21 protein-coding genes and 1 tRNA gene are annotated in these 24,635 nt (G+C 36.6%); 9 read left to right on the top strand and 13 right to left on the bottom strand.

Going from position 1 to position 24,635, the window contains the following annotated elements; translation table 11 throughout:
• Positions 1-77 precede the first annotated feature (77 nt).
• From L2586_RS12210 to L2586_RS12220, 3 genes are all read left to right on the top strand, one after another.
• On the top strand, positions 78-1,070 hold the full coding sequence (locus L2586_RS12210; protein WP_235293186.1) for a Gfo/Idh/MocA family protein: 993 nt from the start codon (positions 78-80) through the stop codon (positions 1,068-1,070).
• A 64-nt stretch (positions 1,071-1,134) separates the two neighbouring features.
• Positions 1,135-2,352 carry an N-acetylglucosamine-6-phosphate deacetylase gene (locus L2586_RS12215; protein ID WP_235293187.1) on the top strand — a complete coding sequence of 406 codons (1,218 nt, stop codon included), beginning with the start codon at positions 1,135-1,137 and terminating at the stop codon, positions 2,350-2,352.
• A 21-nt stretch (positions 2,353-2,373) separates the two neighbouring features.
• A complete protein-coding gene (locus tag L2586_RS12220; RefSeq protein WP_235293188.1) occupies positions 2,374-3,138 on the top strand; it encodes a glucosamine-6-phosphate deaminase in 765 nt (254 codons plus the stop codon).
• 153 nt (positions 3,139-3,291) lie between these two features.
• Here L2586_RS12220 and L2586_RS12225 read toward each other — a convergent pair whose 3' ends face one another.
• Complete coding sequence (locus tag L2586_RS12225) at positions 3,292-5,463, bottom strand: OmpA family protein (protein WP_235293189.1); 2,172 nt, start codon at positions 5,461-5,463, stop codon at positions 3,292-3,294.
• A gap of 72 nt (positions 5,464-5,535) precedes the next feature.
• Positions 5,536-6,093 carry a CHAP domain-containing protein gene (locus L2586_RS12230; protein ID WP_235293190.1) on the bottom strand — a complete coding sequence of 186 codons (558 nt, stop codon included), beginning with the start codon at positions 6,091-6,093 and terminating at the stop codon, positions 5,536-5,538.
• Positions 6,094-6,214: 121 nt separating this feature from the next.
• Between L2586_RS12230 and ffh the strand changes: the two genes are divergently transcribed.
• Both ffh and L2586_RS12240 read left to right on the top strand, forming a co-directional pair.
• Positions 6,215-7,549, top strand: coding sequence for a signal recognition particle protein (gene ffh, locus L2586_RS12235; RefSeq protein ID WP_235293191.1), 1,335 nt, complete (start codon positions 6,215-6,217; stop codon positions 7,547-7,549).
• Positions 7,550-7,685: 136 nt separating this feature from the next.
• Positions 7,686-9,368: a T9SS type A sorting domain-containing protein gene (locus tag L2586_RS12240; protein WP_235293192.1), complete on the top strand. Its 1,683-nt coding sequence runs from the start codon at positions 7,686-7,688 to the stop codon at positions 9,366-9,368.
• Here L2586_RS12240 and L2586_RS12245 read toward each other — a convergent pair.
• The 11 genes from L2586_RS12245 to L2586_RS12295 all read right to left on the bottom strand — a co-directional run bounded on the left by L2586_RS12245 (position 9,358) and on the right by L2586_RS12295 (position 20,898).
• Entirely contained in the window at positions 9,358-10,149 is a 792-nt protein-coding gene (locus L2586_RS12245) for a sulfurtransferase (RefSeq protein ID WP_235293193.1), read from the bottom strand. The two genes, L2586_RS12240 and L2586_RS12245, sit on opposite strands and share 11 nt — an antisense overlap.
• Positions 10,146-10,628 (bottom strand): hypothetical protein, encoded by a 483-nt coding sequence (locus L2586_RS12250; RefSeq protein WP_235293194.1) that lies wholly within the window; start codon positions 10,626-10,628, stop codon positions 10,146-10,148. The genes L2586_RS12245 and L2586_RS12250 overlap by 4 nt, the downstream gene beginning before the upstream one ends.
• Positions 10,629-10,699: 71 nt before the next feature.
• Complete coding sequence (locus tag L2586_RS12255; protein ID WP_235293195.1) at positions 10,700-10,891, bottom strand: cold-shock protein; 192 nt, start codon at positions 10,889-10,891, stop codon at positions 10,700-10,702.
• Positions 10,892-11,136: 245 nt separating this feature from the next.
• Positions 11,137-13,641 (bottom strand): T9SS type A sorting domain-containing protein, encoded by a 2,505-nt coding sequence (locus L2586_RS12260; protein WP_235293196.1) that lies wholly within the window; start codon positions 13,639-13,641, stop codon positions 11,137-11,139.
• Between the two features lie 45 nt (positions 13,642-13,686).
• Positions 13,687-14,664 carry an acyl-ACP desaturase gene (locus tag L2586_RS12265; RefSeq protein ID WP_235293197.1) on the bottom strand — a complete coding sequence of 326 codons (978 nt, stop codon included), beginning with the start codon at positions 14,662-14,664 and terminating at the stop codon, positions 13,687-13,689.
• Positions 14,661-15,161: a paraquat-inducible protein A gene (locus L2586_RS12270; RefSeq protein WP_235293198.1), complete on the bottom strand. Its 501-nt coding sequence runs from the start codon at positions 15,159-15,161 to the stop codon at positions 14,661-14,663. The genes L2586_RS12265 and L2586_RS12270 overlap by 4 nt, the downstream gene beginning before the upstream one ends.
• Before the next feature lie 9 nt (positions 15,162-15,170).
• Complete coding sequence (locus L2586_RS12275; RefSeq protein WP_235293199.1) at positions 15,171-16,646, bottom strand: S10 family peptidase; 1,476 nt, start codon at positions 16,644-16,646, stop codon at positions 15,171-15,173.
• A gap of 38 nt (positions 16,647-16,684) precedes the next feature.
• Entirely contained in the window at positions 16,685-17,728 is a 1,044-nt protein-coding gene (locus tag L2586_RS12280) for a zinc-binding metallopeptidase family protein (RefSeq protein WP_235293200.1), read from the bottom strand.
• Complete coding sequence (locus L2586_RS12285; RefSeq protein ID WP_235293201.1) at positions 17,728-18,441, bottom strand: SDR family oxidoreductase; 714 nt, start codon at positions 18,439-18,441, stop codon at positions 17,728-17,730. The genes L2586_RS12280 and L2586_RS12285 overlap by 1 nt, the downstream gene beginning before the upstream one ends.
• 180 nt (positions 18,442-18,621) lie before the next feature.
• A tRNA-Val gene (locus L2586_RS12290) sits at positions 18,622-18,696 on the bottom strand.
• Between the two features lie 111 nt (positions 18,697-18,807).
• Positions 18,808-20,898 carry a S9 family peptidase gene (locus tag L2586_RS12295; RefSeq protein WP_235293202.1) on the bottom strand — a complete coding sequence of 697 codons (2,091 nt, stop codon included), beginning with the start codon at positions 20,896-20,898 and terminating at the stop codon, positions 18,808-18,810.
• Positions 20,899-20,966: 68 nt separating this feature from the next.
• Between L2586_RS12295 and L2586_RS12300 the strand changes: the two genes are divergently transcribed.
• The 4 genes from L2586_RS12300 to L2586_RS12315 all read left to right on the top strand — a co-directional run bounded on the left by L2586_RS12300 (position 20,967) and on the right by L2586_RS12315 (position 24,633).
• Positions 20,967-22,304 carry an MATE family efflux transporter gene (locus L2586_RS12300; RefSeq protein ID WP_235293203.1) on the top strand — a complete coding sequence of 446 codons (1,338 nt, stop codon included), beginning with the start codon at positions 20,967-20,969 and terminating at the stop codon, positions 22,302-22,304.
• 90 nt (positions 22,305-22,394) lie between these two features.
• Positions 22,395-23,162, top strand: a complete 768-nt coding sequence (gene modA / locus L2586_RS12305; protein ID WP_235293204.1) for a molybdate ABC transporter substrate-binding protein — start codon at positions 22,395-22,397, stop codon at positions 23,160-23,162.
• Between the two features lie 77 nt (positions 23,163-23,239).
• A complete protein-coding gene (locus L2586_RS12310) occupies positions 23,240-23,998 on the top strand; it encodes an ABC transporter permease (RefSeq protein WP_235293205.1) in 759 nt (252 codons plus the stop codon).
• On the top strand, positions 23,995-24,633 hold the full coding sequence (locus L2586_RS12315) for an ATP-binding cassette domain-containing protein (RefSeq protein WP_235293206.1): 639 nt from the start codon (positions 23,995-23,997) through the stop codon (positions 24,631-24,633). Before L2586_RS12310 ends, L2586_RS12315 begins: the two co-directional genes overlap by 4 nt.
• The last annotated feature ends 2 nt before the right edge of the window (positions 24,634-24,635 follow it).

The following is a 24,635-nucleotide window of genomic DNA, read 5'->3' on the forward strand; positions in this document are numbered from 1 at the left end:
TTAATGGTATCGAAAGAAGAGGGCATTGCTTGTCAGAATTTATATCAGAAGATTAAATAAGAAATAAAAGACAATTTATGGGTTCAAGAAGAAAATTTATTAAAACTGTAGGTAAAGGTGCAGCTTTTTCGACACTAGCTATGTCTACTCCAACGGGTCTTGCAGGGCACATGATTTCGGTAGAAAAGCCTCAATTAAAGAAAATGAAAATAGGAATTATTGGCGCTGAAAATTCTCACACAAGGGGATTTGGTAAGATGTTTAACATTGACAAGAAATTTCCAGGAATGGAAGTCAAATATGTCTGGGGTGAAACGGAAGCATTTGCTAAGGATGCAATGGAAAGAGGAGGAATTCCTAATATGGTCAAAGATCCCATAGAAATGATTGGAAAAATTGATGCTTTAATCGTAGATCATCGCCATGGAAAATATCACCTTGATGCCGCCAGACCTTTTATTCAGGAAAAGATTCCAATGTTCATAGATAAACCATTTTGCTATCGACTAGACGAAGGTATCGAATTCCTAAAAATGGCTCGCAAGCATGGCGCACCAGTGACGTCGTTTAGTTCTATTGCACATAGTGATGAGACATTTGATATAAAAGAACAAGTCAAAGAGATGGGCCAGATCAACCAAGTGATCCGCAGTGGTCGTCTGGATTACAATTCTGAATATGGAGGCGTGTTCTTCTATGGAGCCCACACCATTCAACCACTTATGTACATTTTCGGAGATGATGTGAAGAAAGTAAGAATCACCAAAAATGGTGCGAACAGTGGTGCGAATTTGATTTTTGCGAATGGTATGCTCGCTTCATTGGTCTTCACAACGAAGAAATATGGATGGCAGACATTTGTAGAAACGGAGAATGGAATTGAAGAATTAAAATCCAGAGTGGAGTCTGAAAATCCAGCAAGAAATTATGTAGACATGGTGACCATGTTTCAAACTGGTAAAGAACCAAGAAGTCATGAAAGTATATTAAAAGGAGTTGCCGTTTTAGAAGCGCTTGAAAAATCTGTGACAAGCGGCCAGTGGGAGGATGTTGCAACTTTTAGTTTATAATCCATGAAAATGTTAAAAAAACATTGACATACCGAAAAATGAAACCACGAGAAATTAAAAATTTATGAAAACAACAATGGCACTTATTGCATCACTATTATTTTCTTTTAACATGTTGATGGATTCTAAGGATAATTCAACTTCGGTAGAGGGAATCTTTTACCTGGATGAGGAAGAGGTGGTCATAACTTCCACCGATGGCGTTATTTCCAAAATAGAGCACATCACTAATGAAAATTCAGACCATAAGACCTATATAGCTCCAGGACTTATTGACTTACAAATCAACGGATATTTGGGAGTAGATTTTTCAGGGCCCGACCTGACTTTGGAAGGCGTTCGGAAAGCAACCAAGGCACTATGGAAAGCAGGTGTAACTACTTATTACCCAACGATCATTACCAGTGACTTCAGCAGAATGAAGGAAAATTTTGCGGTTCTGGCTCAGGCAATGAATGATCCTGAAATTGGTAAATCCATTCCTGGATTTCATTTAGAAGGCCCATATATTTCTCCGGTAAAAGGGTTCAGAGGGGCACATTTAGAAAAATACATTAAAAATCCTGATTGGAAGGAATTTCAGGAGCTTCAAAAGGCAGCAAACAATGGAATTAAAATCATCACATTGGCACCTGAGCTAGAAGGTGCTATTCCTTTTATCCGTAACTGTGTGGAAAGTGGCGTACTTGTTTCGCTTGGGCACCACAATGGTAGTGCCGAACAAATTAAGTTAGCCATCGATGCAGGTGCTAAAATGGCGACCCATCTAGGAAATGGTTGCGCTAATGAAATTAATCGCCATCACAATCCATTGTGGCCGCAATTATCCGATGATCGAATTACGCCAAGCATTATCGCTGATGGTTTTCATCTCACCAAAGAAGAGGTGAGAAGTTTCTACAAGGTAAAGGGGGCAAATAAGCTTATTCTTGTTTCGGATGCGCTGGACTTGGCTGGGTTACCTCCTGGAGAATATATTCGCGGTGAAAGGAAACTACTGCTAACGCCTAACGTCGTGAAGCTTCCTAAAGAAAACGTATTGGCAGGAGCTGCTTCACCAATTAGTCTTTGTGTTGGTGTGGTAATGGATTATACCCAATGTAGATTGGTAGAGGCGATCCAAATGGCAAGTACAAATCCTGCGGAAATGATGTCCCTAGATCAGCTAGGTGAAATTGAGCAAGGTAAAAGAGCTGATTTTGTTTTGTTTTCTCTAGAAGACAAACAAATGAAAATTGAAAAAACGTATGTCGCTGGAGAGCTAGTCTATTCTGCAAATTAGCGTTTCAAAAAGACAAGAAGCATGAAAACAATTGACATCGACCAACTGAAAGTTTCGATTTATAAGGATACAGAAGAAATGGGGCAAGCTGCTGCTGATTTTGCAGCAGATAAGATCAATTCGGCCATTGATGATAGAGGATTAGCAAATCTTATTTTGGCTACTGGAGCTTCGCAATTTTCCTTCCTGAAGGCGTTGAAGCAGAAAGAGATTGATTGGGCAAAGGTTGTGGTTTTCCATTTGGATGAATACATAGGACTTTCGGATTCGCATCCTGCGAGCTTTAGAAAGTATCTGAAAGATAGAATTCTAGATGAAGTAAAACCAAGCCAAGTCTTTTTATTAAATGGTGATGCGGAGGATATTGAGGCAGAAATTGACCGGTATTCGCAGGAACTGAGTGATAGATCCTTTGATCTGGCATGTATCGGTATTGGAGAGAATGGACATATTGCTTTTAATGACCCACCGATTGCCGATTTTAATGACCCTAAGCTTGTAAAGATAGCTGAGTTAGATGATGCTTGTAGGAATCAACAATTCGGTGAAGGTTGGTTTCCTTCTTTCGAAGCGGTACCTAAGAAGGCGCTAAGTTTGACAATTCCAGCAATTATGAGATGCAAGACGATCTGTTGTGTAGTGCCAGATGAGCGGAAAGCTGAGGCGGTGAAAAATGCATTATTTGCTAAAATAAGCACCGCATGTCCAGCTACTATTTTGAGGAAGCATTCTAACACCAGAATATTTCTCGATACGTTGTCAGCCAGTCAACTTGATATGTTCTGACAGCTTGAAAGTTGGAAAATCCTCGTGTGCATTTAAAGGGTTGAGATAAATGGGACGTTTTTCCAGTCTGTGCAATCAATATTTTTGGACACAAAAAAGGTTTAATGCTTTATGTCAATGTCTAATTTATAAATAGATTTTTCTGAACGCTTGCTAGTTTATACTCGTAATTTTTATTTCGACCCTTTGATTTCTTTTCCTTCCTTCTTTCGTCGTATTAGAGGCAATAGGATTTCGCTTTCCGTATCCGATATAGGTAATTCTGTCTTCTGTAATTCCTTTAGCATAAAGGTAGTCCGTTACTGATTTAGCTCTCGCAGTAGAGATATTATCACAATATTCATCAGGAGGTAGGTTGTTCGTATGACCACCTATTTCAATGTTTACACCTTTGTTCTGTTCAAGAAATTCATAAATTTCATCTAGCACTTCAAAGGAATTATCACTAAGGTCAGTACTATCCGCTTCATAGTAGATGTTCTTAATCTCCAGTTTCTGACCTATTTTCACAGAGGCAATCTGCAACTCAGGCAGTATTCTAGCGCCTTTCAATTTAACTGCAGTAACCAGTTCGCAATTGTTTTGATCCGTGATGGTTAATTGATCTAAACCACCTTCTAACCTTCTAGCTTTATCACCACTTTCTCCATTTTCCCATGATATGTTGTATGGGGCTGCACCACCGGATATTTTGACTTTAGTTTGTCCGTCTTTTCTATCTAGTGCGGTAGGAGAGGATTGTGATAACACACTTAGTGCTAGCGGTGAAACGTCCTTGATGATAATATTAGAGGAAACAGATTGTCCATCTTTGTCTGATACATTTAATTTGTAATTACCAGAAGGAAGTTGTCTACTTAATTGATCTGTGGTTCCGTCACTCCAGATTACTTTATACGGAGGATTTCCACCATTTAAAATTACATTAACGGTTGCTAGGTCGCCATTGCATTTTAAATCACTTTCTATTTGTGCTAGAATATTGATCTTCGTTCCTGTAACCATTTCTACCTTTTTGCTAGTGCTATTCTGCGGTCGGCTACTTTCTTCAGAGTTTTCTTGATCGACAACAGTACTAGCACTTTGGCTTGAGGATTCTACTACAGATCCTTGCGAATCTCTTGTTGTTTTATCGGATTCTCTGGATGCTTTTTGATCTCCGATGACCCTTGATACTCCACTTGTAGATGCTACAGATGCAGTGGAGGATTCGGTATCAGCAATTGCATCAGATGTATTTTCTTCCTTTGTAGTGGACACTGTTTCATTAGAACTGTTTGCTGATGAAGGTGTACTTCCACTTGCAACAGTTTCAGGTTGATTAAGAGGTTCTACAATTGCTATTTCGACGCTAGGCTCATTATTGCCTTCCATTTTCTTATCTCTTGCGACCACCATTTCTTCTATTGTTCTTGCTTGATCGGCATAACCAAATAAGAAAAGTCCACCTTCTTTCGTACCTAACCAGATTCTGTTATCTCGATCACTTTCCACTTGGGTACAAACCTTACTGACGATTGCAGTATTTTCTGCGTAACTCTCTATGGTTTCATCATATGGATCATATCGAACTAATATTTCTGATGCCATATATAGTCTTCCAGTTGAATCCGCTGTGATATCTCTTATCTTTCCTTTTCTTAAGCCTTTATCAATAGCCGCTGGATACCATCTATTATATGGATCGACTACCCACATTTCTTCATTAGATACCAACCAAAGTCCCTCATGATTATAATGCATCGCTTCCATGCTCAGCTTTTTCTCATAAGTCTTCCATTTATCCTTAGCATTAATGAATACGATTCCCTTGTCCGTTCCGATCCACATTTGTTTTTGATCGTCTATGTGAATAAATGAAATTTCATTAGACGGTAGACCAGATTTTTTTTCATAAACAATCTTTCCTAATTCATTTGTTCTGGTAAGCACTGTCAGAATTCCCTGATTCGTTGCAATCCATATTTTGCCTTTAGCGTATTCTAAGTCCCGAACTTGAAGGCCAGGAGAGTTATAATTAGTGGTTTCTCCAGTAGACATATTCTGTATGTACTTTCCATCTACGGATGCCCATATTTCATCTTTTACGACATGAGTAACCGCATCTATGTTTTTTTTGCTGAGCAGTCTAGTCTCTAGATCATCCGTATCTATTTTGTACAAACCGACGTTTGTTGCAACATAAAGCGCTTCTTTATGTACCAAGATATCATTAACAGTGGCATTATCTGGAATTGTTTTAACCCTTTCAAGCCTAAATTCATCTTGTGAATGAATAGCGAAGGTTGTAAATACGAAAAGGAGAATAGTGAGGTGCTTTAGCATAATTGTATTTTATCAAGACTGTTACACTATTAATGGTGTAAAAAAGCAAATGATTCCCTATGCAGAATGTAATTATTTATTGATTCGTAACCAACCCTTTATATTGAAATCAGCAATTGTGTAAATTCCATCGTATTCAGCGAGTATTAATTTCTGTCGGGTTTTTGTTCCCATATTTTGCTGAACCAAGGTAACTTTCCCGTTTTTTATGGCGCTAATGATGCCCATATGACCAAATGGATTATCCTTAGATGGTCCGTATATGACTAAGTCGTCTACTTGAGGTTTATGTCTTCGAGTATTTCTAAATTGTAACATGTTTCTTGCCTCATTAAATTCCTGATCAGAAAGATCATCGTCGAAGAAATCTTTAGCATGACCATAAGAATCTGGCATTTTGTGTCCATATTTCAGATAATAATATCTTTTTACAAATTCAATACACTGCCATTTAAGACCTAAATTATATCCATCTTTTGTGAGATTTCGGCCATTTGTGTTCTTGAAAAAACCGTTGTAATAGATTGGCACACCATTGTAATTATCAAGTACAGCGCCCACTTCAGGATTGTGGTTTGTAAAAGAAAGTGTAATTAAACCAATAAAAATAAGAACAAATTTTAGTCGCATTGCGTTTTATTTCTAGGACAAAATTAAATTATTTTTAAGATAAAAGTCAAGTTCACGGTATTTAGTTATTGGCTTCTGCCTATAACCTTTATATTTGCTGGTCTAATTAGAATAGAAAAAAATGTTTGATAGTTTACAGGATAAAATGGAATCCGCCTTTAAAAATCTTAAAGGTGAAGGGAAGTTAACGGAGATAAATGTAGCGCAGTCTATAAAAGAAATTCGAAGAGCATTAGTTGCTGCCGATGTTAATTATAAAATAGCAAAGGAATTTACGGATAAAATAAAAGACGAAGCGCTAGGTTCTAAGAACATACTGAAATCAGTTAAGCCAGGTGAGTTAATGGTTAAGATTGTCATGGATGAAATGACAACACTGATGGGTGGACAAGCTACGGGTATTAACGTAAAGGGAAATCCTGGAGTTGTTTTAGTTGCCGGTCTTCAAGGTTCTGGTAAGACGACATTTTCTGGGAAATTAGCCCTGTTTTTAAAAGAAAAGAAATCTATGAAGCCGCTATTAGTGGCTTGTGATGTATATAGACCTGCCGCGATAGACCAGTTAACGGTATTAGCAGAGCAGATCGGTGCTGCAGTTTATAAAGAGCCGGAAAATAAAAATCCTGTTTCTATTGCTCAAAATGCAATTGCATATGCGAAAGGACATAGTCATGATGTAGTGATCGTCGATACAGCTGGTCGTCTAGCGATCGATGAAGTGATGATGACAGAGATCAGAAATATTAAATCTGGTATCAATCCGACGGAGACTTTATTCGTAGTAGATTCTATGACAGGGCAAGATGCTGTTAATACAGCTTTAGCTTTCAACGATGTAATCGATTATGACGGTGTTGTTCTAACGAAATTAGACGGTGATACGAGAGGTGGTGCTGCGTTATCTGTAAAGTACACAGTAGGAAAACCAATCAAGTTCGCTTCTACAGGTGAAAAGTTAAATACACTTGATGTATTCCACCCAGAAAGGATGGCTCAGCGAATCTTGGGAATGGGAGATATCGTTTCTTTCGTAGAAAAAGCACAAGATCAATTTGACGAAGAAGAGGCGAAGCGTTTAGAAAAGAAAATAAAAAGAAACAAATTTGATTACAATGACTTCCTTCAGCAAGTTAATCAAATTAAGAAAATGGGTGATTTGAAATCACTTATGGGAATGATTCCCGGAATGGGAAAAGCCATTAAAGATATAGATATTAATGATGGAGCATTTTCTAAAGTGGAATCTATTATCTACTCTATGACTGAAGATGAACGATTGAAACCAGAGATATTAAACATGAGTCGTAAGCGTAGAATTGCGATGGGATGTGGACATAATATTCATGAAATCAATATGTTCGTTAAGCAATTCGAGCAGATGAGAAAGATGATGACTCAGATGAGTAAAGGAAAAGGAATGGAAAGAATGATGCAGCAAATGCAGCAAAAACGATAATTTTGGTTGTCGTTTTATTGATATTCTAAATAATCTAGTTCATCTTAATTTACTTGATGATCAAGTTAAGTTTGAATTGGTCGTGGTCAGCAACTCTAGACATTGAATTAAAGTCTATTTTCATTTCAAAAACAGGATGAAAGGCTTATTATTTTCAATTTTTATACTGACTGCGGTACTTGGGTCTAGTCAAGATCCGACGGAATTACCACTTTTTTCAATAGAGCAATTGCAATATAAAGGTGGATTTAGATTACCTGCAAGTACATTTGGAGTTTCAAGTCTAAATTACTCTCAAGGTCCTATCGAATATAATAAGGATAATCACTCTTTATACATCGTAAGTCATACCTACCAGCAGGCGATCGCTGAATTTGCTATTCCAGAAATGATAGCGACAGATGTTCTTTCAGAACTGAACATGGCAGGGAATCCTATTCAGAACTTTTCTTCCGTATTAGGCCGAGCAGAAACTGGTAATGTCGATAATATTGATCGCATCGGAGGTATGGAGTACATTGATCATACCTTAATCGTTAATGGTTATCAATATTACGATGCAGGTGGCAATGTGACTGTCTCCACAATCATGGTCGATGATAGTGATGATCTTGAAAATGCTACCGTTAAAGGGTTTTATTCTTATGACGCAAGAGCAGGAAATACCTCTGGTTGGATTTCTCCTATTCCAGAAGAATGGCAATCAATCTTAAGTGGTACACACATCACAGGACAATCTAGTGGAATTCCGATCATTTCGAGAACCAGCGTTGGGCCCACTGCTTATAGTTTTGATGCAGGAATATTTTCAGGTGAAATTGAAAATCCTGTGGAAACGAGTCAACTTTTAGACTTTAGTTATCCCAATGGGATTCATGAGGATTTATCGAATTCGGAGGGCGAAAATGATAAGTGGACGCATCTATCACAAGCAACTTATGGATTTATCGTTCCAGGAACGAGAACTTATTTGACCATCGGGAAGAGTGGGGGACATGAATCAGGAGTTTGCTATAAATGTACGCAAGACAATGGTAATTTATGTGGTGGCTATTGTACACCAGTTGCTGCAGATAATTATCAATATTACTGGCTGTGGGATATGAATGATTTAATAGAAGTGATGAATGGTGAACGTGTTGCTTATGATGTTCAGCCTTATGATTACGGTCAATTTAATACTCCTTTTCAAAATGGATTCAAAGTTATAGGAGGAGGGAGTTACGATCCGGAAAGCAATATCCTTTATCTTTCTATTAACGGAGCAGATAGAGAACAAGGTACTTACTCTAACCCGCCGGTTATTGTAGCCTATGAACCGGTCCAATCTGCAGTTGTGCCTGTAGAGTGGCTGAGTTTTGATGTTTTGATAAAAGATGAAATTCCTGTGCTTTCATGGTCAGTAGGTCATGAGAAGGATACAGAAGTTTTTGAAATTGAGCGAAAATCAACATTAGATTATGAAACAATCGGTAATGTATTAGGAAGCCAATCTGGTTCTTACCAATTCCAAGATCGAAATGCTCCTAATGGTCAACTCGAATATCGAATAAAGCAAGTAGATTTTAATGGCGATTATTCCTATTCTGAAACGAGAGTTATTGATTTAAGACAGTCCTCAACGATATTTGTAAGCCCTAATCCAGTGGACGATATTCTTACCATTCACTCGAAAGAACCAGTGTTTGCTCGTCTGATTTCAGTAAGTGGCGCTGAACTATTTCATAATACAACTAATCAAATAGATCTCTCTGATTATGCGTCAGGTTTATACCTTTTGATTATAAACGGTCAGCATTATAAAATCCTTAAGAATTAGTCACCAAATTATGGGTAAGTGCCCACTCAGTCCAAGATCCATCATATACTGACTTCGGATGGTCATGAGCGATCTCAGCAGCAAGCAGCAATATACATGCTGTTAACCCAGAACCACATGTGAATATCATGGGTTTTTCTGGATTGAATATTTGCTCAAGTTCTGATTTACTTTTATACTTACCATTTTCTAGAACGCGACTAAATGGAATATTTACTGAACCTGGAATACTTCCACTTTTTAATTCAGCTCTAGGTTCCGGCGCCGTTCCATTAAATCTGCCTTCTGACCTCGCATCAATCAATTGTGATTTTCGAGAATCAATATTTTGTAGTATATCAAATGTTGACTTTATAGAATCCTCATTAAATTTAGCAGTAAAATCACCAGATTCATATTTCTCATTGGACAAGTCTTCAGTTGTAAATTGTCGATCTTCCCAAGCAGGTAGACCACCATCTAAGACATGAACATCCTGATGTCCCATAGACTTAAACATATACCAGACTCTAGGAGCAGAATAAACTCCCATATTGTCATAAATAATAATCGTACTATCATTATTGATACCTAGTGCTCTTGCTTCTTTTTCGAACTGACTTGCAGAGGGCATGGTATTCGGGAATTGGCTTGATATATCACTGAATTTTCCGGGAAGGTCGAAATATCGAGCATTTGGAATTTGGCAAACTCTTTCTTTCTTAGCTTTTAAACTTGCATCTAGAATAATAATGTTTTCATCATTCAGGTGTGCATGTAACCAATCTACACTTTTAATCATAGTTTTTCTTCTAGGTTTAAAATTATATTTCCGTAATCATATTGCAAATCTTCGTGAAGTTTTTCCAATTTCTTCTTAATAGAAGCCAATTCTCTTTCCAGTAATCCTCTTAAAACGGAACTCCTTCTAATCGAAGGTGAAAATTCTACCATTTGGTTGCAAAAATACAAGAGTAATTCTACTTCAGTTTCCTTATTCTTAGAATATCGGATGTATTTTTTAGTTTCTCTTAAGATTTTTCGAATACCCTTTTTTATGTAGTAGTAGGAGGAAGCATTAATTTCTTTAAATCGCTCCTCTATTTCTTCTTTGATCGTATCGCGATAAGCTTCCTCATTTCCAGATTCAAACAGCAAGTAAGTCAGTAACTCTTTACTCTCTTTTTTGAATTTGGCCAAGTTCAAGCAAATTTCCATTAATTCACTGTGGGTTCTTAAACCAAGTTCTTTTTTTAATTCTCGTATACCAGCTGCTTTCATAATCCAAAATTAATAAAAAAAGCCCGTCTAATAGACGAGCTTGCATGTAAATAAATATCTTAAGCGGATGATTAGATTACTCTAACATTAATCGCGTTTAATCCTTTTTTACCTTCTTTTAATTCAAACTCTACTGCGTCTCCTTCTCTGATATCATCTACCAATCCAGAAACGTGCACGAAGTGCTCTTCGTTTGAACCATCTTCTTTAATGAAGCCAAAACCTTTGGTATCATTGAAGAATTTAACTGTACCTTTGTTCATTGTGAATAATACTTATATATGATTTAATGTTACAAAGGTAAATTAAATTTTTCATTTAATTACGTTTTTGACACTTTCTTAATATTTTTTATATATTAAATATTTATATAATATAAATCTATTATCGCTGTTTTATTGGCATCTGAAAGGTATCTTAACCATAAATTATTCTCTCACTATTTATATTTATTGAATTTAAAGAAGAAGAAAATTGACATAAACCATTTTCTGATTACAAATGGACTTTATATTTTTAAGAATCGATACGCTTCAGCTTGGTCTCGATTGCTCACTTTGATAAAGTAAATTCCCTTCGGCCAAGCACTTACGTCTATTTTATCTTTGCTTTCATCTGTCATGAAGAATACCCCTTGTGTATTATAAATCGAAATCGACTTATCGGAACTTATTCCAAGATGGATGTAGTCAGAAACTGGATTGGGATAGATAAGTATTTGTTCTTCTTCTATCGTTTCTGTGTTCGATACCATAATTTCGAAGTTAATATCATTCAAGCATCCAAGTCCATCTACAATTCTCAAAGTATGCTCTCCATTCTCTAAATCTGAAATATTGGTGCTCCCAGTCTTACCATCCCACCTATAAGTAAAAGGTGGTGTTCCTCCTTCCAGTATAACTTCGGCAGAATTTCCATCTATTAATAAGTCATAAGAATAATGAATGTCATTGGGAATAAAAATAGAATCGTTACCAATGCAATTAAAATTTCCATAAGCATTTAAATGATACCATCCAGCGGATTGAATATAGGGTGACTCAAGATTAGATGTGAATGAATCTGGTCCATTCCATTGATAAGTAAAGTTTTCTAGATTCCGATCTAGTATCAATTTTCGTTCGCCTTCTTCGCAATTAATTTCCCCCAGTAATAAATCAAAATTTACATTATTACCTTTACTTGAAACATCGATGAAATATTCCGAGACACAATCATTTTCTTGAGTAAAAGTAAAGGTGTACAATCCAGGGAAGCTTACTTCACTACTTAGTTCATCAGATGTGAAATTATTAGGTCCGTTCCAGAAATAGGTGCCGGTAAGCGTATCTACGTCAGCATTTATTTTTCCAGTAAAAGTATTACAGTCTAACTCTTCCATAGACAGGGAAATAGCTTCGAGTTGGTGCTTTTGAGCAGTAATGGTCGTCGTACATTTAGTTAAGCTATCACCATTAATATAAGTAAAAACTAATTGGTTAATCCCAGGTGAAAAGTTACTTGTGTAATCTTGACCAGGCTGAACAAAGTCATTGATAATGATAGAATCATTGGCATCAATTATTTCTCTTAGCACTTTTAAGTTATCGCAACCATTGATTAATTCAGGGGTAGTGTAAGTGAAGTTATTCATGCAAGAAATATTACTTTCTACCGTAATGTCAGTAGGACATTCACCCAACTGGACATCGCTTTCTACAATCACATTTATATCAGCATTAGAAGTATCTGACTGCATCGATTCATCTGTTACCATTAAGCTTACTTTATAATTTCCGGGATCTAGGTCAATGTTATAAGTCATTCCCTCCGAACCATTTTCATTATAAATCGTGTGCTGCGTTGCTAGATTAATGACCACTATTCTCGAATCTATAATTTGGCAATTTTCAATTACTGCAGGAAATTCTATAGAAAAACTTCCTTTACAATTTTGAGGAGAAGTGAAGATTGTGGTATCCTGAATTTCTTGTGCAAGTTGTGGTGGTTCTACATCTACTAATGTAACTATAAACTGACAGATGCCTACATTCCCTTCTTCATCTTTTGCTTCATAAATAATCTTATTCTCGCCAAGCGTCATGCTGTCTTGGCTATTACTCATTCCAGCAATGGCTTCTCTTTCAGTTAAGAGTTCCCCCTTGCTTGAAAATATGGATAGCATATAAGAGGAAATAGAAGTGTTATCTGTTACAATTGGATCTGTATATTCAAAACTTCCGATGCATTCTCCTGGAATATTTTCTATATTTTGATCTTCACTACAGTTAGAATAAACTGGTTTATCTGTATCTCCATTTATTTGTGTTTCACAATCCATTCCATTCTCCTCAATTCTAAATTTCCGGTTCTTAACGCTTTTGAGTACTTCTTTGATCCATGAACAATTATTCAAAATTGGATTTTCCGTAATGATTAAACTATCAGTTATAGAGAGTAAAAGTGGAAATTCAATAGCACTATTGAAGTTTTGATTCCGCTGCAAGGTGAGACGCTCTATTCTTTTCAATAAATCAAAAGACCCAATGGAATCTAAACTATCTAGATTATTAAAAAATAAAGAAATATTCAGAGTTGTTAGATTGTTCAATCCATTAATCTCTAAAAGTTCTCGGTTATTTTCTACGATCAAAATAGAATCAATATGAGAAAATTGGAATGGGGAATTTAGTGTATCAGAATTGAAGACTTTCAGCGAGTCATTATCAGAAATGATGAATTGTGTTCCGATAGAATCAATCAAATCTAATCCGTCTAGGTGCTTTAGTTGATGGCAATTCATGATCACTAAATCACCTGCGATAAAATTCAAGCCTGCATTTCGAAGTGGCAATAGTGATGTGATCGGATCCACACCATCGTTATCGTCCACGATATATAAATCACCCATCACCCGCTCACAACCCAAAGTCTCAATATCCGTCTGACTTTGCAACAATAAAGCGTCACACTGAGCAATTCCGTGATTTAAGAAAATCAGGAATATAAAATTGATAATAGGTAATGTTTTCATTTTGGTTTTTTGGTTGATAACATTAATACGATCACATCATTCTAACTAACTAGCAATCCAGGCAAATTTATATCCTTTTTCAGGTACCTTAATTCTATCTGAAATTCTCTGAAGTCGATCGGGTAGTGCTACGACATAATCTCTTGCTTTTTCTGCTGCATCATTAAATCCAGTTAGGTTTTCTATATTCCATTCGTTAGTCAACGATTTCATAATATCGATGTAATCCTGCGTCGTGTATACCATCGTTCTTTGTGCAGCATCTGAAAAATGGGTAAATAATTCACCTATTTTTCCACCTGTTTCTCTTAAGAAATGAGCAGGCATTACAATTTTCTTTTTCATCATGTCAGAAAAAGCAATCATCATTTCACTAGGGTCTATTTCAAATATCCTTCTAACGAATTCCGTATATGCTCGAGCATGACGTGCTTCGTCTGCTGCAATAACCCCACACATTTTCGCTAGAAGTGCATTACCTGATTGTTTTGCTAAGGTCGCAACTCTCCTATGGGAAACATTAGTGGCTAATTCTTGAAAACTGGTGTATACGAAATTTTTATAGGGATCGGTTCCTGTCTGAATATCAAAGCCATCATTGATTAAGTGTTGAGTAGAAACTTCCATTTCTTTCATATTTACCCTTCCGCTTAGATATAAATATTTATTCAATAAATCTCCATGACGGTTTTCTTCAGCAGTCCATGCCCTAATCCACTTAGACCATCCACCGCCTATTTCTTGGTTTACACCTTGTACACTCATTAACCAAGATTCGTATGTGGGAAGTGCTTCCTCAGTAATCGTATCTCCGATGAGTACGGCGAATAAATCATAATCCATTTCTCTAGAAAGTTCCTGAATTTCATCGATGCGATCTTTGAAATCTTCTTTTGAGGAATCAGGAAGGAAGTCGGAAGGTTGCCAATTGGTATCGATTGATTTCAGATAAGTAGAAATCAAATCATCCATTGATTTTTCAATCGTTCCCATTACTTCTGCTCTGACATTTATACTACTCATAATTTTTCTGTTTGATCAATTTTGAACATTTGAAAAGCCAAAATTGAAATAATACAATAAGCTAAAAAAAAATAAAATCCAATATGTATAAAGGCATGTATATTATCATCCGTTGACGTTGATAAAAATGCAATAAAAATAGCAACAATGAAGACATCTGCCATTGACCATTTTCCAATTACACCTAAGAAACGCTGAATCTGATGCTTTCTTGTTGAATTTTTAGAAACTATTCCCGTAATGATTAAAATTGCCTTGATAAACGGAATAAGAATACTAAAAAACAAAATTAGAAAACCGACTAAACCATTTCCATTTTTAAACAAATTTTTTACAGTTTCTACAATACTCTGTTGGGTATTATGCAAACTTATTTCTCCTAAAATAGGAATTTTTGCACCAATATCAATACTCAAAATAGGAAGAATTAATCCTGGAATCAGTAGACCAATAGAAATGATGGTTAATGCAAGTGTCCCGATGTTTCTGCCACTCATTCGTTCTTTTTAATATTTCGCTGGAACATTGTCTCCTGGCAATGTACTTTTTATAAAAGATCTGATATCATTATTAGCTTTCTCTAAGTCTACTCTCCTAAGATACATCATGTGTCCGCTTTCGTAACCTTTGAAACTTAGTCGATCCTTCATTACTCCAGATGGATCTAATTGCCACATATTATATTTAGCATTGAAATAAGTTGTTGCACCATCAAAATATCCAGATTGGGTTAACACATGTAAGTAGGGATTTTGCGCCATGGCTTGTCTTAAATTTTCTCCCGTATTATCTCCAGATCTGTCCCAAGGATGAACAGGTCCGAACATGTTGTATTTCGCATCAGTGATATAATTCAAATCATTCTTGAAGTAATAATTGATAGCAGGCGTGAATGAATGCAACCATGAAGTTAATTCTGAATTAAAATCAGGTCTCATTCCTGCTGCCATTTTATCGATGCCTTTATATCTAGAGTCAAGTCTTCCGATTGTATATCCTTCTTTTCTTAATAACTCTTTCCAGAAAAAATTGGTACCTACATCTAGATTGTTCTGAAGTATTGCTTCTTTAGAAATGCCTGAATAATAAGCCATTTTTTCGGCTACTTCATTTCGCTTATCATTGGCAAGAAATCCGCCCTTTGCAATTGCTGGAATTAAGTCATTAATCGCGTAGTCTTCCACTTCTTCTAGCATTTTCTCAAGTGGCATATTCTGTAATTCCGGCGATAATTTCTTATGATACCAAGCCGCAGCTGCAAAGTAGGGTAGTCGATTTCCAGCTTCTACGGCACCTTCTCTCTTAATACCAAGATCTGTTGGTGAGACCAATATCACTCCATTGAGGTACATCCATTGGTTGTTTTGTAGTTCAAGAGCAAGACCTGAAACCCTTGTCGTTCCATAACTTTCGCCGATTAGATATTTCGGAGAAGTCCACCTGTTGTTTCGAGTAACGAAGGTATTCACCCATTCCGCTAGATATTTAATATCTTGATTGACACCGAAAAACATTTTTTTATCAGTTTCTTCACCGATCATTCTGGAATATCCTGTATTAACTGGATTAACAAATACGATATCAGCCACATCTAAAATGGAAAACGGATTATCCTTAATTCCATAAGGTTGAATAGGATATCCTTCATCGTCAATTTTTAGAATTCGAGGACCTGTATACGCAATGTGCATCCACACGGATGCTGAACCAGGACCGCCATTGAAAGAAATAACAAGTGGCCTGTTCGTATTATCTTTTATATCTGTTCTTTCGTAGTATGTGTAAAATAATCCTGCAACTACTTGGTCTTTATCGTCCCATACTGGCTGAGTTCCAGTGGTTGCTTTATATGGAATAGATTTGCCATTAATTGTAGTCTGATGTGTAGTAACAACGGTGGAGTCTGGAGTGATCGTTCTTTTTTGGCTATATCCAAATGTTAGCGTGAGCATAACGATTAGACCTGTAAGTATTTTTTTCATTATGGCGATTTTGTTTTGAATGCTAAATATAGAAAATCTTAATTCAAACATTCATGTACAAAACGTAACTTTTGGATTACAGAGGCATTAAATACAAAAGGGTACAAATCAGGTTGTCCCATACTACGGTTAATAGCGTTCACCGCGAAAGTCAGCGGAAGACAAGTTTCTAGCATTTTATCAAAGTCCTTTTCAAAATACGGATTAAAATTGGCATCCATATTCATGGTCGTAATTCCTGTCAATGTGGGATTAAGTTTCATCCCAAAAGCATATGCACTTTCAAGTGTATCCACGATATGCAGATAATGCGCCCAGGTTTCCGCCCAATCTTCCCATGGATGAGACGTTGCATATTCACTGATGAAATGATTGCTCCAGTCATTCGGCGCTCCATCTTGATAATACCTTTCTAGCGCATGACCATAATCTAATTCTTCATTGCCAAATATCTGGCGGAACCTTTCTAATCTCTGTGGATTTTTGCTAATTAATAAATCCCAATAATAATGACCGACTTCATGGCGCAGATGTCCGATAAGCGTTCTGTAGGGCTCATCCATTGCCTTACGCATGTATTCCCGATGAACAGAATCTGCCTCTTCTATATTAATGGTAATCACACCATTAGCATGACCCGTTTTTACAGGAATGCTTTGGTCACCTGCTATTCTCCTACCTATGAAATCAAAACAAAGTCCGCTTTCAGGATTTTCTATTTTATTGTTAAGTGGTAAATTAAAACGTTGCAAGCTGTAAATCAATCTATGTTTCCACCTTTCGATTTGCTGCCATTTATCCAGATTAATTTCATCTTCTAGGTTAGGGATTAAATTATTTAGTGAGCACGCTTTGCAATATTCACTATTCCCATTTGCTGGAACAAGCCAGTTGCATGCATCATGTTTGTGATTGCTGCAATACTGATAGCTACTACCATCGGCAAGGCTGAATTCCTTGCCGAAAGTATATAGCATATTAAAACTTGTGTCGTGATAACCTAAGTTAGCGCCACATTTCTCACAACTCGTATTTTCGAAAAATACAGGGTTGTTGCAGTTATTACATTGGAATATTTTCATTATTTAGATGGAGGCATACTTGGCCTAACCTCAACTTTACTTGGTAATGTTCTTGGATTCATCGTTAAGAGATCTAACACTAATTTACCGATGTCTTCTGGTTGAATTTTCCACGCATCTGCTTCATTAGGAACATGATCGTTAAAGTAGGTCGCAACAGATCCTGGCATTATCGTCGAAACTTTCACACCGTCTTTTCTTACGTCTAACATAAGCGCTTGAGAAAATCCTACTAATCCAAATTTACTGGCATTGTAAGCTGTCCCTTGAGCGAAAAAGTTTGTTCCTGCAAGACTTGCAATCGTAATGATGTAACCTTTGCTTTCGATAATGCTATCCAATGATGCTTTCACAGAATTGAAAACGCCTGTTAAGTTGGTTTCGATAGTCTGATTCCATTGGTCTGCTGTTAAATCTTTGATATTTGCAAAATGTCCGACTCCTGCATTAGCAACTAATACATCTAACTTACCAAAGGCCTTGATCGTTTTTTCAACTGCTTTCTTCTCAGCGTCGAAATCTGCAACATCTGATTCAATTCCTATTACATTGTCATTGCTGCTCAACTTTAGGCTTTCAGCAGCTTCATCAGCCGCTTTTTGGCTTCTGCTTGTAATTGCAACTTTAGTACCTTGACTAACTAAGACTTCTGCAATCCCGTAACCTATTCCTTTTGATCCACCTGTGATGAGAACCACTTTATCTTTTATCATAATTGTTTTTTTATGAAATGCTAAATGAGGAGTTTTTGTTCAGAAAATAATGGAGTAGTTTTAGAATGTTTTACGATTAAAATTCGAAGTACGAATGGAAGCCATTAACGTGTGTGTTACCAATGACTGAAAGTGAAGATATTATAGAAAGAAAAGCTTGTTAATCGAAATAAAAAAGTGTGCTCAATACTGGACTCGAACCAGTGACTTCCGCCCTGTCAAGGCGACACTCTAAACCAACTGAGTTAATTGAGCATTACTAAATAGACCGCAATATAAAAATAATATTTTATGCTGGTCAGAATTTAGCTCCTAGAATTATCAGCTTCTTTAGTGCCAATTGCACAAAGAAGCATTAATAGGTTTTTACTCCAGTTTTATTCCCGCTAGATCTATTAAAAAAGCATATTCCATTGCTGTTTCTCTAAATCTCTTGAATCTTCCTGAAGCTCCACCATGACCTGCACCCATATTAGTATGTAATAATAGAATGTTATCATCTGTTTTAACATCACGTAATTTAGCAACCCACTTGGCTGGCTCCCAATATTGTACTTGTGAATCATGATAGCCAGTTGTGACAAGCATATTAGGGTATTCTTGTGCCACCACGTTATCGTAAGGGGAATAAGATTTTATATAATGGTAATATTCTTCAATATTCGGATTTCCCCATTCATCATATTCTCCAGTCGTTAACGGAATAGTATCATCTAGCATGGTCGTAACCACATCTACAAACGGAACCGCAGCAACTACACCTCTCCACATTTTAGGAGCCATATTGATAATAGCGCCCATCAACAAGCCTCCAGCACTTCCACCCATTGCGAACAATTTATCAACGCTACAATATTTACGCTCCGTTAAAAATTGACCGCAAGCAATAAAGTCTGTGAAAGTGTTTTTCTTGTTCAATAATTTTCCATCATCATACCAATTTCTACCCATTTCTTCACCACCTCTAATGTGCGCAATGGCATAGACAAATCCTCGATCAAGTAAGCTTAATCGAACACTGCTGAAATACGGATCCATGCTATGTCCGTAAGAGCCGTAAGCATATAGGAGTAAAGGAGAGCTTCCGTCTAACCTTGTTCCTTTTTTATAGACTAAAGAAATCGGAACCTCCACACCATCGGGTGCAGCAGCATTTAATCGCTCAGAGACATAATCATCCGCATTAAAATCTCCTATTACTTCTTGCTGCTTTAGCAAGGTCTTTTCTTGCGTATTCATGTTATAATCATACGTAGAATTCGGAGTCTTCATCGACGTGTATCCAATTCTCAAAATATCCGAATTGAATTCAGGATTGGTGCTGGTATAAGCCATGCAAGCTTCTTCTGGAAAGGTGATATAGTGTTCCGGTCTTTCATCCCAAGGAATGACTCTTAGTTTTGTAATTCCATTGATTCTTTCAGATAACACAAGGAAATTTTCGAAAATATCTAGATTCTCAAGCAGGATTTCGGGACGATGAGGGATAACCTCTTTCCAATTTTCCATGTTAGTTTCTTTCTCGCTAGTCACCATTAATCTAAAGTTCTTCGCCTCATGATTGGTTTTGATATACCATCTATCTTCGAAATGTGCAATTCCGTATTCATGATCTCGCTGTCTTTCTTGGAAGATTTCGAATTCCCCTGTTGGTGTATCCGCATTTAGAATTCTATATTCTTGTGATACCGTGGCGTAGGAGCCGATGACTAGGAATTTTTGTGATTTCGTTTTATAGATGAAGGTGCTAAAGGTTTCATCTTCTTCGTGATAAATTTCAATATCATGTTCTGGATTTGTTCCTAATTCATGACGATATATTTTATAAGATCTTAATGCCTCATCCTTCCGTGTGTAGAAAATCGTCTTGTTATCATTTGCCCAGACGGCACTTCCACTGGTATTCAGAATAACATCTTCTAAATGCTCACCCGTTTCTAGATTTTTAAACTTTAGATCGTAAATTCTTCGACTCACTTTATCTTCTCCATAAGCCAGAATTTTATTGTTCGGACTAACACTTCTTCCACCTATAGCATAGTATTCGTAATCTTTTGCCATTTCATTAACCTCGAGCATAATCTCTTCTTCTGAATCAAGGGAACTCTTTTTACGGCTATGGATTGGATATTCCTTTCCCTCTTCGTATCTAGTGATATAATAATATCCATTATACTTGAATGGCACAGACATATCAGTCTGCTTAATTCGGCCAATGATTTCATTGAATAAAGTCTCTTGGAAATCTTCTGTGTGCTGCAGCATTGCCTTAGTGTAGGTGTTCTCCGCTTGCAAGTAATTAATCACATCCAGCGTCTGATCGTCTTTTTCTACCGCATCTTTCTGAGCATCACTAAGCTTCATCCAGTAGTATTCATCATTCCGAATGTCACCATGAGCAATTAATTCATGTGATTTTTTCAAAGCCTTAGGAGGATCTATATTTATATTTTTCATAATTCTATTTTTCGCAAATATAAACCATTCAAAATTTCTTATGTTGTGGACAAGATGAAAGACTCAATTTGAAATTAGATACTACATACAAACAGATATTCGCGATATCGGTTCCTATTATGCTGGGCAGTGCTGTACAGAACATTATAGCACTGACAGATTCAGTATTTTTATTTCATTATAATGATATTGATTTTAGAGCTATTGGTCTTGTAAGTGTCTTTTATTTGATCATTTCTGCCATCGGATATGGATTTTCGAGGGGAGGACAGATCATTATTGCTAGGAGATTCGGAGAAGGTGATAATAGAAATCTCGTGCGAAGTTTCTATGCGCTTTTGTATTTTGAACTTGCGCTTGCCTTTATAATATTCATTGCTATTCAATTTGGAGGCGCTTGGTTTTTCAAGCAAATCGTCTCGGATCTAGAGACCTTCGATCGATGTGTAAAATATCTCTTACCCAGATCCTACGGGATTTTCTTTAGTTATCTAGGTGTCATTATCGTTGCCTTGTATACGGGAATTGGTAAAACGAGATTCATTGTGGTAGATGTCGCCATCCTAGCGATAGTGAACATGATCTTAAATTATGCCTTTATTTTCGGAAAGTGGGGCTTTGCAGAGATGGGAATAGCAGGCGCTGGATGGGCAAGTTCTATTGCTGAATTTATTGCATTTGTAGTTTTTCTAATATATATGATTTTCGAAAAGAATAAATTGGTCAGAGGTCTGTTTTTCTTTCCTAAACTTAATTTCAAGCTGGTCTTACAAGTCTTTAATGTTTCTATTCCTATCGTTATCCAAGCCATAATTGGTTTAGGTTCATGGTTTGTATTCTTTAGTTTAATAGAAAATATGGGTGGTAAGGAATTAGAGATTTCGAACCTCGTGCGGATAGTTTACCTAATTCTTTCTATTCCTACGTGGGGCTTCTCTTCAGGGATTAACACTCTAGCGAGTAACTTAAGAGGCTCAGGGAATGAAGGTGACGTTATACCTGTAATCTGGAAAACGGTTTATATCAATTTATTGATTACCGTTATTATATCTATACCAATTATCTTTTTCCCGGAAACCATGCTTTATCCACTGTTTGGACGGGAAGATATGACGATCATATATGCGTCACAGCCTTTATTATATGTGTTGGGACTGATATTGCTCTTATTTGCAGTTGGTGCAATTTTGTTCAATGGAATATTAGGAATAGGTGCTACTAAATTAGGTCTATGGATTCAAGGTTCCTTAACTATTTTCTATACTGCTTACGTTTTTATTTTTGTCAAGTATTTTCAATCAGATCTAACAGTTGCTTGGTTTTCAGAAGTCTTCTATTGGTTCCTGACCTTAGTGATCAGCGCTTGGTTTCTGTATAAGTACAATTGGGAAAAAATTAAAATATAAGGTTCGCGGGCCTTATTTTCTGCACTGCATATGGTTCCTTATTTGTAAATATTTAATTTCTATATTTGGCTGGTAAATTTTAATGTACTGATGTTTGTCAATGTTTCTAAAGAAATATATGTTTTGTTTTTACTCTTCTTATTGATGTGGAGTTGTGATTCGAATAGTGCAAGTGATTCATTGTTAATGTATTGTGCAGCTGGAATGAAGCCAGTAATTCAAGAGGTAAATAACAACTTCTATAAAGAAACTGGAATTAAAATAGATGTTCAGTATGCAGGTTCTGGAACGTTGCTTTCTAATGTTAGAATATCAAAACAGGGTGATATTTATCTTTCTGCAGACGACTCATATATTAAGGAAGCAGAGCAATACGATTTAATAAAGGAGAAAAAAGCAATCGCACATATTAAACCAGTTATTGTGGTTCAAGCAGGCAATCCTAAAAGTATCAATAGTTTAGAGGATTTACTACGTGAAGATGTAACCTTTGTTCTAGCCAATCCAGATGCTGCTTCTATCGGAAGACAGACGGAAATTATTTTGAATGAATATCGTGATTTCAGATCTTTTGAGCAGAAGGCCATTGCATTTATGCCTACAGTGAATGAAGTATTGAATACGGTTAAGTTAGGTACTTCTGATGCAGGTATTGTTTGGGATGCCAATGCCGTACAATATGATGAAGTTGAAATGATTCGTGATCCTTTCTTAGACCAGTATGAGCATACCATAACCATAGGAGTTTTAAAGATTTCTAGTCATTCTGAAGATGCCATGAAATTTATCAACTATCTTTCGTCTGAAAAGCAAGGCGGAAAAGTAATGAGCAAGGTGGGATATGAAATAGTGCAGTAAATCAATTATAAAGTATTAGAATCATCAGAAAAAATAAGCCATATAAAACAAGACCTAATCTTCCATTTTATTTGGTGATGGGAGTTGTCGGAGCTACTTATATCATTCTGATCGTTGCAATGATTCTTGCTGATTTTACGTACACCAGCACCGATCATATTCTAGAAGCTTTAGGAAGTAAAGAAATACAATACTCTATCAAACTAAGCTTAATCACGAGCACCATAACAATGGTTCTAAGCCTGGTCGTTGGGATTCCATTAGGCTATTTTATGGCTAGGGTCAATTTTAGATTCAAGAAAGTGATCGATGCTATACTAGATATACCTATTGTTCTTCCTCCATTGGTAATTGGCTTAAGTTTATTAATCCTTTTCCAGACGATTCCAGGTCAATGGATAGAAAGTCAAGTACGTTTTACTTATACGGTATATGGTGTCATCCTTGCTCAGTTTATGGTAGCTTGTGCATTTGCAGTAAGAACCATGTATGTTACCTTTATGCAGATAAGTGATCGACAAGAACAAGTCGGATTAACACTAGGCTGTAATAAAAAGCAAGCCTTTTTTAAGATATTGCTTCCACAAGCTAGGAATGGAATCTTAACGGCTGGTTCACTGGCTTGGGCAAGGGCATTAGGGGAATTTGGTCCTATATTAATTTTTGCAGGAGCCACGAGAATGAGGACAGAAGTGCTTTCGACCACTGTATTTTTAGAAATGTCAGTTGGAAATATAGAAGCGGCGGTTGCGGTATCACTTATCATGATTTTTGCTGGATTTCTAGTTTTATTTATTGTTAGGATTTTTGGAGAGAAAATTCCTTTAACTCGATGATAGAACTTAGAGACATATCTATTCAGCAAGGAAATTTTTTGCTTTCTGATATCAATTTTTCCATAGAAAAGGGAGAATATGTGGTATTAATGGGAAAAACTGGAAGCGGAAAAACCACAATTATAGAAGCGATATGCGGGCTCAGATCTATATCGGGTGGACAAATATTAGTTAATGGAAGCGATTATACTCAATTAGCTCCAGGAGATCGAGGTGTAGGTTATGTGCCACAGGATGGAGCAGTGTTCAGTCATATGAGTGTTCGCGAAAATATTCAATTCGCACTGAAGCTTAGAAAATGGAATGCTACTGAGATGAAAGAGCAATGTGAGCAACTGGCGAAAATTTTATCCATTTCACACTTATTAGATCGTATGCCTGAAGGATTAAGTGGAGGTGAAATACAAAGGGTAGCGCTTGCAAGAGCACTAAGTTTTAAGCCTGACTTCCTCTGTTTAGACGAACCTGTAAGCGCTTTAGATGAGGAAACTAAGGAGAATTTATACTTACTTTTCGAAGATCTGAAGAAAAGTATGAACATTACAATTTTGCATATTTCTCATTCTACCGCAGAAGCGAAAAGGTTAGCTGATCGGATCATCGTCTTAGAAGACGGAAAGATTCGTCCTTATTAAAT

This window comes from Portibacter lacus (genome assembly GCF_021533215.1).
GTDB lineage: Bacteria > Bacteroidota > Bacteroidia > Chitinophagales > Saprospiraceae > Portibacter > Portibacter lacus.

Excerpts from the sequence above, each read along its gene's own strand:
- L2586_RS12210 (WP_235293186.1), top strand. The coding sequence starts at position 78 with ATGGGTTCAAGAAGAAAATTTATTAAAACTGTAGGTAAAGGTGCAGCT.
- L2586_RS12215 (WP_235293187.1), top strand. The coding sequence starts at position 1,135 with ATGAAAACAACAATGGCACTTATTGCATCACTATTATTTTCTTTTAAC.
- L2586_RS12220 (WP_235293188.1), top strand. The coding sequence starts at position 2,374 with ATGAAAACAATTGACATCGACCAACTGAAAGTTTCGATTTATAAGGAT.
- L2586_RS12225 (WP_235293189.1), bottom strand. The coding sequence starts at position 5,463 with ATGCTAAAGCACCTCACTATTCTCCTTTTCGTATTTACAACCTTCGCT.
- L2586_RS12230 (WP_235293190.1), bottom strand. The coding sequence starts at position 6,093 with ATGCGACTAAAATTTGTTCTTATTTTTATTGGTTTAATTACACTTTCT.
- ffh (WP_235293191.1), top strand. The coding sequence starts at position 6,215 with ATGTTTGATAGTTTACAGGATAAAATGGAATCCGCCTTTAAAAATCTT.
- L2586_RS12240 (WP_235293192.1), top strand. The coding sequence starts at position 7,686 with ATGAAAGGCTTATTATTTTCAATTTTTATACTGACTGCGGTACTTGGG.
- L2586_RS12245 (WP_235293193.1), bottom strand. The coding sequence starts at position 10,149 with ATGATTAAAAGTGTAGATTGGTTACATGCACACCTGAATGATGAAAAC.
- L2586_RS12250 (WP_235293194.1), bottom strand. The coding sequence starts at position 10,628 with ATGAAAGCAGCTGGTATACGAGAATTAAAAAAAGAACTTGGTTTAAGA.
- L2586_RS12255 (WP_235293195.1), bottom strand. The coding sequence starts at position 10,891 with ATGAACAAAGGTACAGTTAAATTCTTCAATGATACCAAAGGTTTTGGC.
- L2586_RS12260 (WP_235293196.1), bottom strand. The coding sequence starts at position 13,641 with ATGAAAACATTACCTATTATCAATTTTATATTCCTGATTTTCTTAAAT.
- L2586_RS12265 (WP_235293197.1), bottom strand. The coding sequence starts at position 14,664 with ATGAGTAGTATAAATGTCAGAGCAGAAGTAATGGGAACGATTGAAAAA.
- L2586_RS12270 (WP_235293198.1), bottom strand. The coding sequence starts at position 15,161 with ATGAGTGGCAGAAACATCGGGACACTTGCATTAACCATCATTTCTATT.
- L2586_RS12275 (WP_235293199.1), bottom strand. The coding sequence starts at position 16,646 with ATGAAAAAAATACTTACAGGTCTAATCGTTATGCTCACGCTAACATTT.
- L2586_RS12280 (WP_235293200.1), bottom strand. The coding sequence starts at position 17,728 with ATGAAAATATTCCAATGTAATAACTGCAACAACCCTGTATTTTTCGAA.
- L2586_RS12285 (WP_235293201.1), bottom strand. The coding sequence starts at position 18,441 with ATGATAAAAGATAAAGTGGTTCTCATCACAGGTGGATCAAAAGGAATA.
- L2586_RS12295 (WP_235293202.1), bottom strand. The coding sequence starts at position 20,898 with ATGAAAAATATAAATATAGATCCTCCTAAGGCTTTGAAAAAATCACAT.
- modA (WP_235293204.1), top strand. The coding sequence starts at position 22,395 with ATGTTTGTCAATGTTTCTAAAGAAATATATGTTTTGTTTTTACTCTTC.
- L2586_RS12310 (WP_235293205.1), top strand. The coding sequence starts at position 23,240 with ATGGGAGTTGTCGGAGCTACTTATATCATTCTGATCGTTGCAATGATT.
- L2586_RS12315 (WP_235293206.1), top strand. The coding sequence starts at position 23,995 with ATGATAGAACTTAGAGACATATCTATTCAGCAAGGAAATTTTTTGCTT.